The organism is Nonomuraea sp. NPDC050451 (assembly GCF_044458585.1).
The window spans coordinates 539805-554197 of the sequence record NZ_JBITHZ010000004.1 but is presented as its reverse complement, the minus strand read 5'-3'; the positions used below and the strand labels follow the sequence as shown (position 1 = coordinate 554197).

Sequence of the window (14393 nt, the reverse complement as noted above, 5' to 3'; positions counted from 1 at the left end):
GGCTCCTAGCGTGGGGGCAGGCGGTGCTTGGCGACCGCGTCGGTGGCGGCGGTCAGCAGCTGGTTGCTGGTCTCATGGGTGCGCTGGACGACGCCGATGTAGAGGCAGTCCAGGACGAGCATCTGGGTGTGGCGGGCGGCCACCCCGCCGGCGCGGAAGGGGGTGTCCTGCGCGGCGGTGGTGAGGACGATGTCGGCGGCCTCGGCCAGCGGGCTGCGGGGGAAGTTGGTGACCGCGATCGTGGTGGCGCCGCGCTCCCTGGCGATGGTCAGCGGCTCGACGACCTCGGCCGTGGTGCCCGAGTGGGAGATGCCGAGCGCCACGTCGTGGGCGTCGCGCGCGTTGGCGCTGCAGACGGCGCTGTGCACGTCGGTCCACAGCGCGCCCGGCCGGCCGACGGCGTGCAGCCGCAGGTGCAGGTCCATGGCCACGCCGGCGCTGCCGGCGACCGCGAAGAAGTCGATGAACCTGGCGCGCACCAGGGCGGAGACCGCCCGGTCCACCGCCTCGAGGTCGAGCTGGGCCGCCGTCTCCTCCATCGCGCGCATGTCGCTGGCCAGCAGGCTGCGCAGCACCAGGCTCGCGGGGTCGTCCGGCGAGAAGGCGATCAGGCTCTGTTCGCGCGGGGCCGCGTCGTTGCGCCCGAGCTCGGCCGCCAGCGCCAGCCTGAGCTCGGGGTAGCCGGCCAGGCCCAGCTCGCGGCAGAAGCGGGTGACGGTGGTCAGCGAGGTGCCGCACCGCTCCGCCAGCTCGCCGATGGTCGAGGCGGCCACGGCGGCGGGGTCCGCGAGGATCGTCTCGGCGATGCGCCGGTGGGTCGCGGTGAGGGTGGGCTCGACCCCCCGGATTCTGGCCAGGATCGGTGACATGGGAGGAACCATCCCGCTTTACGGGCATGTATGTCAATAGTTCACATTGAACGGGCGATGTTAGAAAATTTCCCCCTTGTGTGATCTGTTGGGAGTATGTCACTTTCGAGGCCATGCGGAACTTCCTCCTGGCGCTGGTGCTCGGGAGCGCCGGCCTGCTGCCCACCCGCGCCGACGCGGTGGACATCCAGTTACTGGCCTTCAACGACTTCCACTCCGGCTTCCCAACCAGCTTCGCCATGACACCGTCCGGGCCGGTCCCGGCGGGCGGCGCCGAGTACCTGGCCGCCCACATGGACCGGCTCCAGCGCGACAACCCCCAGGGCACGCTGCGGCTCGCGGCCGGCGACAACATCTCCTCCAGCACCATGATCTCCACCGCCCTGCACGACGAGCCGGGCATCCAGGCGCTCAACCTGATGCGCCTGGACGCCTCCAGCGTCGGCAACCACGAGTTCGACGAGGGCCTGGCCGAGTTCCGCCGGATGGAGAACGGCGGCTGCCACCCGATCGAAGGGTGCGCCCTCCCCAACTTCAAGGGCGCCGACTTCCCCTACCTGGGCGCCAACATCGTCGACACCACCACCGGCAAGCCCGCGATGACCCCGTACATCGTGAAGGAGGTCAAGGGCGTCAAGGTCGGCATCATCGGGGTGAGCTACAAGAACACGCTGAACGAAGCCCCCGGCCCCACCGCGCCGCTGGAGGGCCGCGACGAGGCCGAGGCGGTCAACACCTACACGGCCGAGCTCAAGGCCAAGGGTGTGCGGACCGTCGTGGTGCTGATCCACCAGGGCGGCGGCCAGACCGGCGGCGGCCTGCCCAACCAGTGCAACAACCTGGCCGGGCCGATCAAGGACATCGTGCAGAGGTTCGACCCCGAGGTCGACGCGGTGATCTCCGGGCACACCCACAACGCGTACAACTGCGTGATCAACGGCATCCCCGTCACCCAGACCTCCGGCCACACGCGCGAGCTCACCAGGATCGCCCTCACCGTCGACCGGGCGACCGGAAACCCGACCGCCTCCAAGGCCGAGAACCTCACCGTCACCCACGACATCAAGCCCGACGGCCAGATCGCCGCCCTGCGCCGCAGGACCGACGAGCAGGGGCAGAAGCTGCTGGACCGGCCGGTCGGCCTGCTCGCCCGCGACCTGACCGCCCAGCGCAACGCCGCCGGCGAGTCCACCGTCGGTCACGCCCTGGCCGACGCCCGGCTCTTCGCCACCTCGGCCCCCGAGAACGGCGGCGCCCAGATCGGCATCCAGCCGCCCTACGGCGGCGGCATCGGCGGCGACCTGATCGTGAACCCCACCGGCAACGAGATGTCGAACCTGGTGACGCACGGCAAGGCGCTGCGCGTGCAGCCGTTCGGCAACATACTCGTCACCATGACGCTCACCGGCGCCCAGCTGGAACGGCTGCTGGAGCAGCAGTGGTGCGGCCAGGGCACCGCCCGCGTGCTCGGCATCTCGCAGGGACTCACGTACACCTACGACAACGCCAAACCCGCCTGCGACCGGATCGACCCGGCCACCGTCAAGCTCAACGGGACCGTCGTCGACCCGGCCGCGAAATACCGCCTGACCGCCAACTCCTTCATCGCGACCGGCGGCGACGGCTTCTCGGTGCTGACCGAGGGCACCGAGCGGGTGGAGAAGGTACGCGACATCGAGGCGTTCGAGTCCTACATCCGGGCTAAGACCCCGCTGCAGGCCCCGGCCCTGGGCCGGGTCACCCGCCTGAACTAGCGCGGGCCCGCCGGGCCGCCACGACGATGAGCGCCCCGGAGACGGTCCCGGCGAAGAACGGGGACGGCACGAGCAGGACGCCGCCCAGCACGCACCACGCCGCGACGCCCCAGCCGAGTCCGGCGGGCACCGCCACCCCTCGTCCGGCCAGGTGCCAGATCAGGCACCCCAGGAGGATCAGAGGGACGGCGAAGCTCCCCGGACCGGCCCAGAAGGCGAGCTTGTTCTGCAGGGACTCCGCCGTCTGAACCCCGCCCGTGAGATCCAGCGGCACGGCCGCCCACAGCCCCCGGTCCGCCCAGCCGGTGACCTCGTCCCAGGCGGAGAGCGCCAGCAGGGACAGGTGCCCTGCTCCCAGCACCAGCATGATCCCGCTCGCCCAGCGGAGCAGCCGCTTCCCGGTGTTCATCGTGTCAGCGCCCTTTCGGCCATCATGGCCATCAACGTCAGCTGGTCCAGCTGAGGTGTGCCGGTGGGGTCGAGTTCGCGGTAGCGGCGGTGGAGGTTGACCACGATCCGCTCGGCGTCCAGCCAGGTGGCGTACTCGCCGAGGTCCACCGCCTCGATCGCCTCGGGGAAGGACAGGCCGCGGGCGTGGGCGGCGTCGGCCTGCTCGACCACGTGCGTGAGGTAGCCGCGCACCGCGCGGATCCCGTCGGGATCGGTGACCGGGCCGTGGCCGGGGACGATCGTGCCGGCGCCGGTGGCGATCATCCTGTCGCAGGCGGCGATCCAGTTGCCGATCGGGCCGCTCCACACGATCGGGGTGCAGCCGATGAACAGCAGGTCGCCCGCGAACAGCACGCCCGCGTCCGGCACGTGCACGACCGAGTCGGCGGTGGTGTGGGCGGGGCCGAGGTCCATCACGCGCACCTCGCGGCCGCCGACGTCCAGGGTCAGCTCCCCGTCATAGGCCAGGTCGGGCAGCCGCGGGCGGATGCCGCTGAAGTCGAAGGCGCCGAAGCGTTCGCGGAAGTAGGGGGTGGCCGGGCCGATGTCTGCGACCTGGGCGGCGGTCAGCATCTCCGGGGGCAGCTCATGCCGCATCTCCGCGCAGGTGGCCGCCGCGGCGATGATCTGGACCGAGTCGCCCAGCAGCTGGTTGCCGTGGGTGTGGTCGCCGTTGGAGTGGGTGATGACGGCTCGGGTGAGCGGGTGCCGATCGGTGATCCCGCGCACGGCGTCGAGCATCTCGGCCGTCAGCGGCAGGTCGAACAGGGTGTCGACCAGGAGGGAGGCGCCCTCGCCCGCGACCAGTCCCGCGTTGCTCCAGCCGTACCCGCCGTCGGGCAGCAGCCAGGCCCACACGCCCGCGGCGACCTCGTGCAGCCCGCGCGTGTAGGGCAGCTTCGACGGTGCGCGGTTGACGCGCGGGCGCGCGGGCCGGCTGTCGGGGTTGTGCCGGGGCGCGAGCGGGTGCGGCGCGGCGGACGCGCGGACGGTCTGCCGGGTACGGCCCAGCCCCTCGACCGCCAGCTCGACGACGTCCCCGTCCCGCAGCCAGCCGGGGAACGCGGCCGGATCCGCGAGGGACAGGTGCTCGATGAGGCAGCAGCCGGGCACCGTGCCCGAGCCGAACACGTCCCCAGGCACCAGGTCCACGCCGCGCGAGGCGTAGGAGATGACCTCGCCGAAGCTCCAGTCCATGGCGTCGGTACGGCCCGAGCCGATGGTCCTGCCGTTGACGCTCGCCTCGACCCGCAGGGCGAGCCTTCCGTCGCGGCGGTAGGGCGCCAGCTCGTCCGGGGTGACCAGGAACGGGCCGAGCGTGGTCGCGCCGTCCTTTCCCTTGGCCTGGCCGATCCCCAGCGGCATCTCGCGCAGCTGCAGGTCGCGGGCCGACCAGTCGTTGTAGACGGTGTAGCCGATGATGTGCTCCTCGGCCTGCTCCGGGGTGAGGTCCCGGCCGCGCGGCCCGATGACCGCGGCGATCTCCAGCTCGAAGTCGAACCAGGCGCTGCCGGGGGAGATCGTCACGTCGTCGTACGGGCCGGCGATCGTCGAGGGGCAGGCGAAGTAGAAGGCCGGGATCTCGTACCAGGCGTCCTCGAGCGTGCGGGGCGATCCGGTCGCCTGCCGGCAGTTGCGCATGTGGTCCAGGAAGCACAGGCAGTCGCGGATTGAGGGCGGGCGCGGAATCGGCGCGCGCAGCCTGGCCTCGGCCGGCGGGACCGTCCGCGCCGCCGACGCCAGGGCCGCCTCCCCCGTCGCCCGCAGCTCCTCCGCGCCCCGGCCGATGAGCTCGATCAGGCTCACGCCCGGCGCGACGGGGTGGATCCGGTCCCCCTCGCCGATCACCCCCACGCGGTCCCCGACGTCCGTCGCATAGGTCACCCAACGCATGAGAACCTCCTCGGTTTCTATGTTGGCTGACACAGGCTATATCGATCAGCATATCCTCTGTCATCCGGCATGCCTGGTTAGATGGACCGCATGGCCACGCGACGTATCGAGAGGACTCAGGAGAGCCGCCGGCTGCTGGTGACGGCCGCGGCCGAGCTCTTCGCCGAGAAGGGATACCGGCAGACGAGCTTCATCGACATCGCCGACAAGGCCGGCATCAGCCGCGGCTCCATCCCCTGGCACTTCGGCAACAAGCTCGGCCTGCTGGAAGCGGTGGTCGACGACCAGCTCCAGTCCGTGCTGAGCGGCTTCCCGCCGCCCGCCGATGATCCGCTCGACCAGGTCATGGGCTTCATCCGCGTGCCCGCCACGCGGCTGTTCATCACCCTGCTCGCCGAGGCCGTGGAGGTCGGCTCGCCGATCCGCGAGCACTACGCCCGGCTCCACGCCGCGCTCCGGCAGGGGGTGCTGGCCCTGATTCCGGCGGACGCGCTGCCCCCGGGCACCGACCCGGAGGCGTACGCGGTCCTGCTGGTGGGGGCCGTCATCGGCGTCCACGCCCAGTGGCGGGTCGCCCCCGAGGCGGTGGACCTGGAGTCCGTCCAGGCCACGCTCCGCGCCGTGCTGCCGGCGGGTCTCGGGCACATCTGACGCCTGGCTGGTGGAGCCCGCCCCCGGCGGCGGGCTCCACCAGGCTTACCCGATCTTGGCGAGCAGCGACGAGGCCGGGGAGGCGAAGGACGGGTCGCCGGTCTCCACCGCCGTCACCAGCAACCGCCGGGCCAGGTCCATGTCGCCCCGCGCGTACCTGATCTCCCCCATCCGGCAGGCGGCCTCGGCCACCAGGTCGGCCTGCTCGGTCAGCCCCAGCGTGAGCTCGTAGTACCGCAGGGCGCCGTCGTGGTCGCCGAGCCAGTAGCACAGCTCGCCGAGGTGCGCCGCGGCCAGCCCCGACTCGCTGTGCCCCGCGTCGATGACGCGCTGGTACCAGGTGAGCGCCTCGGGGAAGTCCCGGTTCCGCTTGGCCAGCGCGCCCAGGTACATCGCCGCGAGCGCGCTGTAGTGCCCCTCGGCCTCCTCCACACCCCGCAGGTACCACTGCCGGGCGCGTTCCTCGTCCTCCTCGTGGTACGTCTGCCCCAGCGCGATCATCGCCCGGGCCGCGAGGTCGGCGTCGCCGGCGTCGAGGACCCGCAGGTACGCCTCCCGCCCCTCGTCCACCAGCCCGGCCCCGATCAGCGTCTGCGCCAGCATGGCCACCGCGATGGGCTCACCCCCGGCGGCGGCCTCCCGCAACGTGTCCAGGGACGCCTCGGTGTCCCCGCGGTTGCCCTGCAGCATGCCGAGCAGGCTGCCGAACACCCCGCGGACGGGGCTGTCGGCGTCGGCCGCCGCCCGCTGCGCGACGTCGAAGAACGCGTCGGCGTCCCCCTCGTCGTCGAGCAGTTCGAGCAGCCTGCCGCCGGCGATGAACCGTACGTCCGCGTCGTCGTCCCGGCTGAGCCGTTCGTAGATCGCCCGCGCCTCGGCGTGCTCGCCCAGCTCGGCCAGCCGGTCGGCGACGTCCAGCTCGGCGAACGTCCCCCGCCCGGCCAGCTCGTAGTACGCCCGTACGGCGACCGGGTCCTCGCACTGCCCGCCCAGCTCGCGCGCCACGCCGGCGGCCTCGTCGCCCATCAGCCGCAGGATCCGCACGGCCAGGTCGTGCTCGCCGCGGTCGGACGCCTGGTGGGCGAGCACGCGCAGGTTGCCCGCCGCGACCTCGGAGCCCGCGCCCGCGGCGGCCGCGAACGCCTGGGCGGCTCCCATGTGGTCGTCCTCCTCGTACAGCCAGATGCCGAGCTGCACGCCGCCCCGGTCCACCGCGTCGGGCGCGCCGGACTCGATGGCCAGGCGCACCTCCCGGACGGCGCCGGCCGTGTCGCCCAGCCCGCGCAGGGTCTTGGCGAGGTCCACGCGGATGCCGGCCGAGGTGCCGGGGAAGCCTGTGTCCACGCCCCGCCCGTACATGAGGGCCGCGTTCTCCAGGTCGTCGCGCGCCTTGTACGCGTCGCCCCACGCCCAGTAGCCCATCGACACGGTCTCGGGGTCGCCGGTGCCGACGGCCCGCTCGGCCTCCTCCACCACGGCGTCGTGGTCCTCCAGGAGGAGCAGGTGGGCGATCAGGTGACGCCGGCTCTCGAGGTCCCCGGCCGCCGCCCCGGCGGTCAGCGCCTCGCGTACGCCCTCGGTGTCGCCCCGGGCGTTGAGGAGGTCGGCCAGCACGACGGCGGTGGCGGGCATCGCGGCGCGGGCGGCCTCGACCGCCCCGTCGAGGTCGCCGCGGCGGTGGCGGAGGATGGCGATGTTGCGCCAGGCCATCTCGGCCGTCCGCGGGTGTCCGGTGGCGGGCAGGGTGCTCAGCTCGGCCCGGCAGTGGTGGCCGCGCTCGGCGAGGACCACGCCGAGGTCCACCGCGGCCTGCGCGGCGAGGTCGGGCTCGCCCAGCTCGACGACCACCCGGCACAGCGCCGCGGCCGCGTGCTCGTCGGTCAGCCCGCGGGCCCGCTCAAGGGTCTCGGCGAGGGGTTCGCGCCGGTCCTGCGGGTCCGCCGCGGCCACCAGGCGGCGTACGGCCTTCGCGTCGTCCTCGTTGAGCGCGAGCAGCACCTCGGCCATCAGCTCCGACCCGGCGAACTCGGTCAGCGCCGCGACCGCCCCCTCCCGGTCGCCGTCGTCGGCCAGCACCCATCCGCGTTCCTTGGCCGAGGCCGTGCCGAGCCGGACGCGGGCGACGGCGGTGAACCACTCGTCGTCATCCAGGGCGACGACCCGTTCGTAGGCGGAGCGGGCGTACTCCTCGTCGCCCGCCCCTGCCAGCGCCCGGCCCGCCGACGCCAGCGAGCCCGATGCGGAGTCGGGGTCGGCGGCCACGGCCCGCTCGAACGCCTCCCGCGCCCCCGCCACGTCGCCGGTCCTGGCCAGCAGCTCCCCGAGCAGCAGCTCCTCGACCGCCTCGCCCGAGCCGGGCGCCAGGAGGGACAGGGCGGCGCTCAGGTCGCCGTGGTCACGGAGTATCGCGGCGAACTGGAGCCGCCCGGCCGCGCCGAACTCCTCCGTCATCAGCTCGCCGGCCTCCTGCGCCTCCCCGCTCTCCACGAGCACCTCGGCGAGCCGCACGGTCGCGTCCTTCCTGCGCGCCTCGCCGAGCTCCCGGAGCGCGCCCCGGTAGGCGGCGGCCGCCTCGGCCCGCAGCCCGAGCTCCTGTCGCACCTGCCCGATGTCGCGCAGCGTCATGGCGGCCAGGCGCTCGTTGTCACCCTCCGCGGCCCGTTCCCACGCCTCCAGCGCGCCGCGCTTGTCCCCCGCCTCGTTCCGCAGCGCTCCGAGGTAGCAGCCCGCCTCCTGCCGGTAGTTGGGGTGCCCGGCGGCCAGCACCAGCGAGAGCGCCGCGTCGGCGGCGGCGATCTCGCCCCGCCGCTGCCAGGCGTGCGCGCTCTCCATGGCCAGCATGCTCACCAGGAAGGCGTTGCCCTCGTCGTCGATCTCCGCCAGCGCCTCGGCGGCGGCGTCGAGGTCCCGATCGAGCAGGAACCGGGCGAAGCGCCCCATCTCCTGCGGCTCGCCCGTCGCCAGCTCGAAGGCCGCCCGCGCGGCGGCGAGGTCGTCGACCCGCACCCGGTGCAGCCCGAGCAGCCAGGCGCTGCGCGAGCGGTCGTCCGCGGAGGTCTCCTCCTCGATCTGCCTCTCGTGCAGCCGGCAGACGGCCAGCAGGTCGCCCTGCCGCTCCAGCACCGTGAACAACGAGGCGGCCGCCTCGACCCGCAGCCCGCGGTTGCCGCCCTCCAGGGCCGCCGTGTACGCGGCCCGCGCCTCGCCCAGGTCGTGCTCCGTGACGAGCCCGCCCAGCGCGTACCCCACCCACGGCGCCAGCCCCGGATGGCCCTCCGCCGTGGCCCGGCGCAGCAGCTCGAGCGACGCCTCCTCGTCGGACAGCACCTCCTTGCAGATCACCGCCGTGTACGACAGCGCCAGCGGGTCCCCGCTCTCGGCCGCCGACTCGAACAGCTTGGCCGCGTCCGACAGGTCGTACCCGATCGAGGCCAGCACCTGGCCGAACACGGCGGCCCCGATCGCGGCGACGGCGGGATCCGGATGGTCCATGGCCGCGCGGTAGCGGACCAGCCCCTCCTCCCTGCCCAGCCGCTGGTGGTCGAGCATCGCACCCAGCACGGGGTGCGGTTCCTCGCCCGACTCGCGCAGCAGGTGCAGCAGGAAGGTAGCGCTGAAGCCCTGGAGCACGTCGTCACCCTCGGCCACGTACGCGAGCAGCTCGTCGGCCTGCTCCCGGTCGCCCTCGCCGATCTCCAGCTGGGCCAGCGTCGCCATGGCCCTGAGCGACTGCGTGGCCGCGCCCGAGTCGGCGGCCCCGCGCAGCAGCCGCCTGGCCTCGGCCACGTCACCGGCCTGCAGCCGGGCCAGCCCCGCGTCGATGTCCTGGAGCGCCTGCTCCTCGACGGGGTCGGCCAGCGGCTGCTGCCTGGCGGCGTGCTCGATCAGCAGCGTGGCCTTGAACGCGGCGTCGGGGTCGTCGTGCCCGGTCGCGAACCGCGCCAGCTCCATGGCCTCGTCGTACACCTCCGGATGCTGGTCGAGCAGCAGGCCGAGCAGCGCGACGCAGATCGACGCCCACTCGTCCTCCCCCGCCTCCAGCACCGTGCGCAGCGCGGCCAGCGCCTCGGCCGTCTCGCCCGCCTCGACGTGCATCTGGGCCAGGCACGCCTGGGCCTGCACGACGTACTCGCGCTGCCCGCTGGCGATCACCCGGCGGAAGATCGCCTTGGTCTCTTCCACGTCGCCCAGCGACGCGGTCACCTTGGCCAGCTCGATCAGCGACGGCAGGCGGATGTCGGGCCTCGGGTCCTCGGCGGCCACGCGGTAGGCGGCGGCGGACTCGGCGTACTCGCTCAGGTCCACCAGCACCGCGCCGAGCAGCTTGTGCGCCATGGCCAGGTGGTCGGGGTGCCCGACGGCGATGGCGTGCTCGCACACCTGCCTGGCCTGCTCGAACTCCTCCTCCTCGGCGTAGATCTGGTACAGCCGGAACGCCGACAGCGACACCACGTCGGGGTCGCCGCAGGTCAGCAGCGCCCGGAAGTCGTCCTCGTCCTCCGCCTCCTCATAGAGCTCGCGGGCCGAGGCCGGGTCCTGAAAGTGGAACTCGGGCAGCTCCAGCCGCGCGGCCAGCTCGGCCACCGCCGCGCTGTCACACCTGCGGGCCCGCTCCAGCGCCTCCTGCGCGCCCTCCACGTCGCCCAGCTGCGTGAGCACCAGCACCATCGCCGTGTCGGCGAGCGCGGCCACCTCGAAGTCGGCCCCGTCCGAGGCGATCGTCAGCACCCGGTGCGCCGCCGGCCACTCCTTGGCCGCGACCAGCATCATGCCCATGGCGATGGCCGAGCGCTGCCCGAACACGGGGTCGCCCGACTGGATCACCGACCTGTGCGCCGCCTCGGCGCCGTCAAGGTCCCCCTGCTCCTGCAGCAGACCCGCCAGCAGGTGGGAGGCCTCGGGATCCCCTGTGGCCGCGATCTGCCTGAACAGCGCGGCGGCCTGGTCGAGATCTCCCGCTTTCCAGTGGCTCATGGCCGCGTCGAGCTGTTCTGACGCCATTGCTCACTCCAAAGTCATCCAACAATGTGAAAAAACTACACATGTGTCACGTCCGTCACAGGTCATTTGTGGAGATGGCCGTGCGGCCTGGAGCCCCGGCGGAGCGGGGGAGGCCGTAGCGTAGTCCTCATGGGCAAGGCGTTCTGGATCGATCAAGAGTTCGACAGAGACCGTGACGGGCGCTATGCCGTACACGTTCGCAAGAACCTCGAAGAGTTCGAGTGGGGCGACATCGCGCCCATCAGGTTCGCGTGCGCCGCGTGGCGGCTGGCCACGCCGCCGGCGCTGACCCCCGGCTACGTACGGTGGGACCGGCGCGTGCTCGACGCCACCTGCCACCGCAACACCTGGGACGGCTCGCTCTACGCGCGGGTCAGGGTCGTCTCGCCGCTGCCCGAGGAGCTGACCCGCTCGCGGACCTGGTGGCGCGACCGCGGGTGGCTGGGCTGGCAGGAGACCTTCGGCCAGTACGTCGAGCCGACCCAGCAGGACCTGGCCCGGCACCCGTTCCTGCGGGCCTCGCTGCTCCTGGAGGTGCCCGTGCCCCTGGACGACCTGCCACCCGAGCCCGAGGGGCCGCACGACGAGGTCGAGCAGCGCGCGCACCGGGCGGTGGTGGTGCTGACCCGCGAGCTCAACGCGCTGGTGTCGCCGGTCCTCGACCAGCTCGGCGGCTAGCATGCGCGGATGATCCGTGGGTAGCGGAGGTCCATGAGGAACCTGCTCATCTGGCCGGCGCTCGTGCTGGCCGCCGCAGGCTGCGCTCCGGACACGGCCGCCCCGGCACGGGCGGCCGAGCGCTTCCACGCGGCACTTTCCGCGCACCACGAGGACGCCGCGTGCGCGATGCTCACCCGCAAGACCGCCGAGGAGCTCCCCGATCCCGGCCAGACCTGCGCCGAGGCGCTGCGCGAGGTGAAGCTGGGGCCGGGCGGGTCCGTCACGTCGGTCAGCGTGTGGGGAGACGCCGCGCAGGTGCGGCTGGTCGGCGACACGCTGTTCCTGCACCGCTTCACCGACGGCTGGCGGGTCACGGCCGCCGGGTGCGAGCCGGTGCGCGACCTCCCCTACAGGTGCGAGGTGGAGGACTGATGCGCGTGATGTTCACGATCATCATGCTGATCATCGTGGTCGGCCTGGCGTACTTCTTCGTCGTGGGGTTCTCGCGGCTATGAGATGGGCCAGGGAGAACTCGCTGGCGCTGGCGTTCCTCGTCATGTTCCTGCTCTCGCTGGGCGGCCAGGCCGTGGCCGGGATGCTGCAGTACAACGACGTGCAGCGGGCCGAGGGGGCGGAGCCGGTCTCGTTCGCGCACTACGTGACGTCGTCCCCCTTCGCGGTGGACGTGGCGGAGAACTGGCAGTCGGAGTACCTGCAGTTCCTGCTGTTCATCATGTTGACCGTCTGGCTCGTGCAGAAGGGGTCGCCCGAGTCCAAGGAGCTGGATCGGGCGGGAACGGAGTCCGAGGAGGAGCAGCAGATCGGGGCGCATGCCGGCCCGAGCTCTCCCCGGTGGGCCAGGTCCGATGGGCTCAGGCTGTGGGTCTACAGCAACTCCCTGGGGCTGGTCATGGGGGCCATCTTCGTCCTGTCGTGGCTGGCGCAGTCGGTGACGGGGCAGGCGGCGTACAACTCGGATCGGCTCGGCGACCTGCGCGACGCGGTCTCGTGGTGGTCATACGTGACCTCGCCCGAGTTCTGGGACCGGACCCTGCAGAACTGGCAGTCGGAGCTGCTCGCGGTGCTGTCGATGGTGGTGCTCTCGATCTACCTCCGGCAGCGGGGCTCACCCGAGTCGAAGCCGGTGGGGGCCGCTCACGCGGATACGGGCGTGGAGGGCTGACCGGTGATCACGGCGACGATGCGGGTGCCGTCGGGGAAGGCGCCCTGCCGGGCGAGGTCGAGGATCCCGTAGAGCATCTTGGCCACATAGATGCCTTCAACACGATATTTCCGGATAAATGCGTCCAGGGCGGGCGTCGACTTGGCGTAGCCCCCGAAGTGGTAGTCCAGGTTGAGCTCCCAGTTCGCCCAGGTCCGCCCGTACGCCTCCCGCTGCAGCCTGGCCACCTCGTCCGCCAGGAAGCCCGCCCCCTTCAGCACCGCGAACCCGATCGCCCGCTTGCCCTCCGGCAGCCCCGCCGAGATCCCGGCCAGCGTCCCGCCGGTGCCGACCGGGCAGCAGATGACGTCGTACTCCGCGGAGATCTCCCCCGGCAGCTCGGCGCACCCGCGCACGGCGGCCGCGTTGCTCCCGCCCTCGGGCAGGATCACCACGTCGTCGCCCCAGCGCGCCCGCAGCCCCGCCAGCACTCCCTCGGTGTGCTTGAGCCGGTAGGAGGCCCGGTCGAGGTAGGTCAGGGTCATCCCGCACTCCCTCGCGTGGGCGAGCGAGGGGTTCAGCGGCAGGTGCTCCTCGCCCCGGATGACCCCGATGGTCTCGATGCCGTGCCGCCGCCCCGCCTCGGCCACGGCCCTGATGTGGTTGGAGTGGGCGCCGCCGAAGGTCAGCAGCCGGGAATGGCCCAGGTTGTACCGGAGTTTGCGAGGTTTGTTGTCGTCCTGCATCAGGAACAACCGGACCTGGCCGAGCCCGGGATCCAGGAGCTCTTCCATGGCGCTAGTCTACGGTCGAGCCTGTGTTGAGGAGTGTTCGATTATGCGCGTTGTTGAAGCTTTCCGTGCCGCCTATGGCGCGGCCCCCCAGACCGTCTGGCGTGCGCCCGGCCGCGTCAACCTGATCGGCGAGCACACCGACTACAACGACGGCTTCGTCCTCCCCTTCGCCGTGCCGTGGGGCGTCACGGCCGCGATCACGCCGCGCACGGACGACACCATCCGGCTCCTCTCCCTCCAGGCTCCCGGCGAGCCCGTCACGTTCACCAGCCGCGACCAGTCGACGGGCTGGACGCGCTATGTCGTCGGCGTCTTCGCCATGCTGGGCGAGCGCGTGCGGGGCGCGGACATCGCGATCGACGGCGACGTCCCGCCGGGCGCCGGCCTCAGCTCCAGCGCCGCCCTCGAGGTGGCCGTCGCCTCGGCGCTCAACGACCTGCACGGGCTGGGCATGACGCCCATGGAGATCGCCCTGCTCAGCCAGAAGGCCGAGAACGACTTCGTCGGCATGCCCTGCGGCATCCTCGACCAGGCCGCCTCGGCGCTGTGCGAGGAGGGGCAGGCGCTGTTCCTCGACTGCCGCTCGCTCGGCTCCCGCAACATCCCGCTCGACCTGGCCGCCCACGGGCTGAGCATCCTGATCATCGACACGCAGGTCCACCACCAGCACGCCGACGGCGAGTACGCCAAGCGCCGCGCCGAGTGCGAGTCGGCGGCCCGCAAGCTCGGCGTCCCGGCCCTGCGCGACGTCACGGACCTGGCGGCGGCCCTCGACCAGCTCCAGGGCGACGAGCGCAAGCGCACGATGCACATCGTCACCGAGAACCACCGCGTCGAGGCCCTCATCGGCCTCCTGCGGGCGGGCGCCGTCACCGAGATCGGCGCCCTCCTCAACGCCTCGCACCTGTCGCTCCGGGACCAGTACGAGGTCTCGTCGCCGGAGCTGGACGTCGCGGTCGAGGCCGCCATCAAGGGCGGGGCGCGCGGCGCCCGGATGACGGGCGGCGGCTTCGGCGGCTCCGCCATCGCCCTGGTGCCGGTGGACCGCCTGTCCAGTGTCGAGGAGTCGGTGACCGCCGCGTACGCGGAGCACGGCTTCCAGGCTCCGCGCTTCCTTCCCGCCACCCCGGCCCGCGGCGCCCACCGCCTGGCCTGAGCC

11 protein-coding genes are annotated in these 14393 nt (G+C 72.5%); 6 read left to right on the top strand and 5 right to left on the bottom strand.

Translation table 11 applies throughout. The annotated features are described in order from the left end of the window. Positions 1-5: 5 nt before the first annotated feature. Positions 6-869 (bottom strand): MurR/RpiR family transcriptional regulator, encoded by an 864-nt coding sequence (locus tag ACIBI9_RS17580; protein WP_397223131.1) that lies wholly within the window; start codon positions 867-869, stop codon positions 6-8. A gap of 113 nt (positions 870-982) precedes the next feature. On the opposite strand from ACIBI9_RS17580, the gene ACIBI9_RS17575 reads away from it, so the two are divergent. Then, positions 983-2623 carry a bifunctional metallophosphatase/5'-nucleotidase gene (locus tag ACIBI9_RS17575; protein WP_397223130.1) on the top strand — a complete coding sequence of 547 codons (1641 nt, stop codon included), beginning with the start codon at positions 983-985 and terminating at the stop codon, positions 2621-2623. Here the strand turns inward: ACIBI9_RS17575 and ACIBI9_RS17570 are convergent. Further along, the gene (locus tag ACIBI9_RS17570; RefSeq protein ID WP_397223129.1) at positions 2607-3032 is read right to left on the bottom strand and encodes a DUF6463 family protein; all 426 of its coding nucleotides are present in this window, start codon (positions 3030-3032) and stop codon (positions 2607-2609) included. The genes ACIBI9_RS17575 and ACIBI9_RS17570 overlap by 17 nt on opposite strands. Beyond that, complete coding sequence (locus ACIBI9_RS17565) at positions 3029-4966, bottom strand: fumarylacetoacetate hydrolase family protein (protein WP_397223128.1); 1938 nt, start codon at positions 4964-4966, stop codon at positions 3029-3031. The genes ACIBI9_RS17570 and ACIBI9_RS17565 overlap by 4 nt, the downstream gene beginning before the upstream one ends. A 90-nt stretch (positions 4967-5056) precedes the next feature. Here ACIBI9_RS17565 and ACIBI9_RS17560 point away from each other — a divergent pair, with 90 nt between their 5' ends. Then, positions 5057-5617 carry a TetR/AcrR family transcriptional regulator gene (locus ACIBI9_RS17560; protein WP_397223127.1) on the top strand — a complete coding sequence of 187 codons (561 nt, stop codon included), beginning with the start codon at positions 5057-5059 and terminating at the stop codon, positions 5615-5617. Positions 5618-5662: 45 nt separating this feature from the next. Here ACIBI9_RS17560 and ACIBI9_RS17555 read toward each other — a convergent pair whose 3' ends face one another. Beyond that, entirely contained in the window at positions 5663-10618 is a 4956-nt protein-coding gene (locus ACIBI9_RS17555) for a tetratricopeptide repeat protein (RefSeq protein ID WP_397223126.1), read from the bottom strand. A gap of 129 nt (positions 10619-10747) precedes the next feature. Here ACIBI9_RS17555 and ACIBI9_RS17550 point away from each other — a divergent pair, with 129 nt between their 5' ends. From ACIBI9_RS17550 to ACIBI9_RS17540, 3 genes are all read left to right on the top strand, one after another. Beyond that, entirely contained in the window at positions 10748-11296 is a 549-nt protein-coding gene (locus tag ACIBI9_RS17550) for a hypothetical protein (protein WP_397223125.1), read from the top strand. Positions 11297-11329: 33 nt separating this feature from the next. Then, the gene (locus ACIBI9_RS17545; protein WP_397223123.1) at positions 11330-11710 is read left to right on the top strand and encodes a hypothetical protein; all 381 of its coding nucleotides are present in this window, start codon (positions 11330-11332) and stop codon (positions 11708-11710) included. Between the two features lie 79 nt (positions 11711-11789). Beyond that, a complete protein-coding gene (locus ACIBI9_RS17540) occupies positions 11790-12461 on the top strand; it encodes a DUF6766 family protein (protein ID WP_397223122.1) in 672 nt (223 codons plus the stop codon). On the opposite strand, the gene ACIBI9_RS17535 is transcribed toward ACIBI9_RS17540, so the two are convergent. Beyond that, entirely contained in the window at positions 12434-13234 is an 801-nt protein-coding gene (locus tag ACIBI9_RS17535; RefSeq protein WP_397223121.1) for a 1-aminocyclopropane-1-carboxylate deaminase/D-cysteine desulfhydrase, read from the bottom strand. The two genes, ACIBI9_RS17540 and ACIBI9_RS17535, sit on opposite strands and share 28 nt — an antisense overlap. A 43-nt stretch (positions 13235-13277) precedes the next feature. On the opposite strand from ACIBI9_RS17535, the gene galK reads away from it, so the two are divergent. Continuing rightward, complete coding sequence (gene galK / locus ACIBI9_RS17530) at positions 13278-14390, top strand: galactokinase (protein ID WP_397223120.1); 1113 nt, start codon at positions 13278-13280, stop codon at positions 14388-14390. Positions 14391-14393 lie beyond the last annotated feature (3 nt).

Coding starts and splice junctions, on each gene's coding strand:
- ACIBI9_RS17580 (WP_397223131.1), bottom strand. CDS start 869: ATGTCACCGATCCTGGCCAGAATCCGGGGGGTCGAGCCCACCCTCACC.
- ACIBI9_RS17575 (WP_397223130.1), top strand. CDS start 983: ATGCGGAACTTCCTCCTGGCGCTGGTGCTCGGGAGCGCCGGCCTGCTG.
- ACIBI9_RS17570 (WP_397223129.1), bottom strand. CDS start 3,032: ATGAACACCGGGAAGCGGCTGCTCCGCTGGGCGAGCGGGATCATGCTG.
- ACIBI9_RS17565 (WP_397223128.1), bottom strand. CDS start 4,966: ATGCGTTGGGTGACCTATGCGACGGACGTCGGGGACCGCGTGGGGGTG.
- ACIBI9_RS17560 (WP_397223127.1), top strand. CDS start 5,057: ATGGCCACGCGACGTATCGAGAGGACTCAGGAGAGCCGCCGGCTGCTG.
- ACIBI9_RS17555 (WP_397223126.1), bottom strand. CDS start 10,618: ATGGCGTCAGAACAGCTCGACGCGGCCATGAGCCACTGGAAAGCGGGA.
- ACIBI9_RS17550 (WP_397223125.1), top strand. CDS start 10,748: ATGGGCAAGGCGTTCTGGATCGATCAAGAGTTCGACAGAGACCGTGAC.
- ACIBI9_RS17545 (WP_397223123.1), top strand. CDS start 11,330: ATGAGGAACCTGCTCATCTGGCCGGCGCTCGTGCTGGCCGCCGCAGGC.
- ACIBI9_RS17540 (WP_397223122.1), top strand. CDS start 11,790: ATGAGATGGGCCAGGGAGAACTCGCTGGCGCTGGCGTTCCTCGTCATG.
- ACIBI9_RS17535 (WP_397223121.1), bottom strand. CDS start 13,234: ATGGAAGAGCTCCTGGATCCCGGGCTCGGCCAGGTCCGGTTGTTCCTG.
- galK (WP_397223120.1), top strand. CDS start 13,278: ATGCGCGTTGTTGAAGCTTTCCGTGCCGCCTATGGCGCGGCCCCCCAG.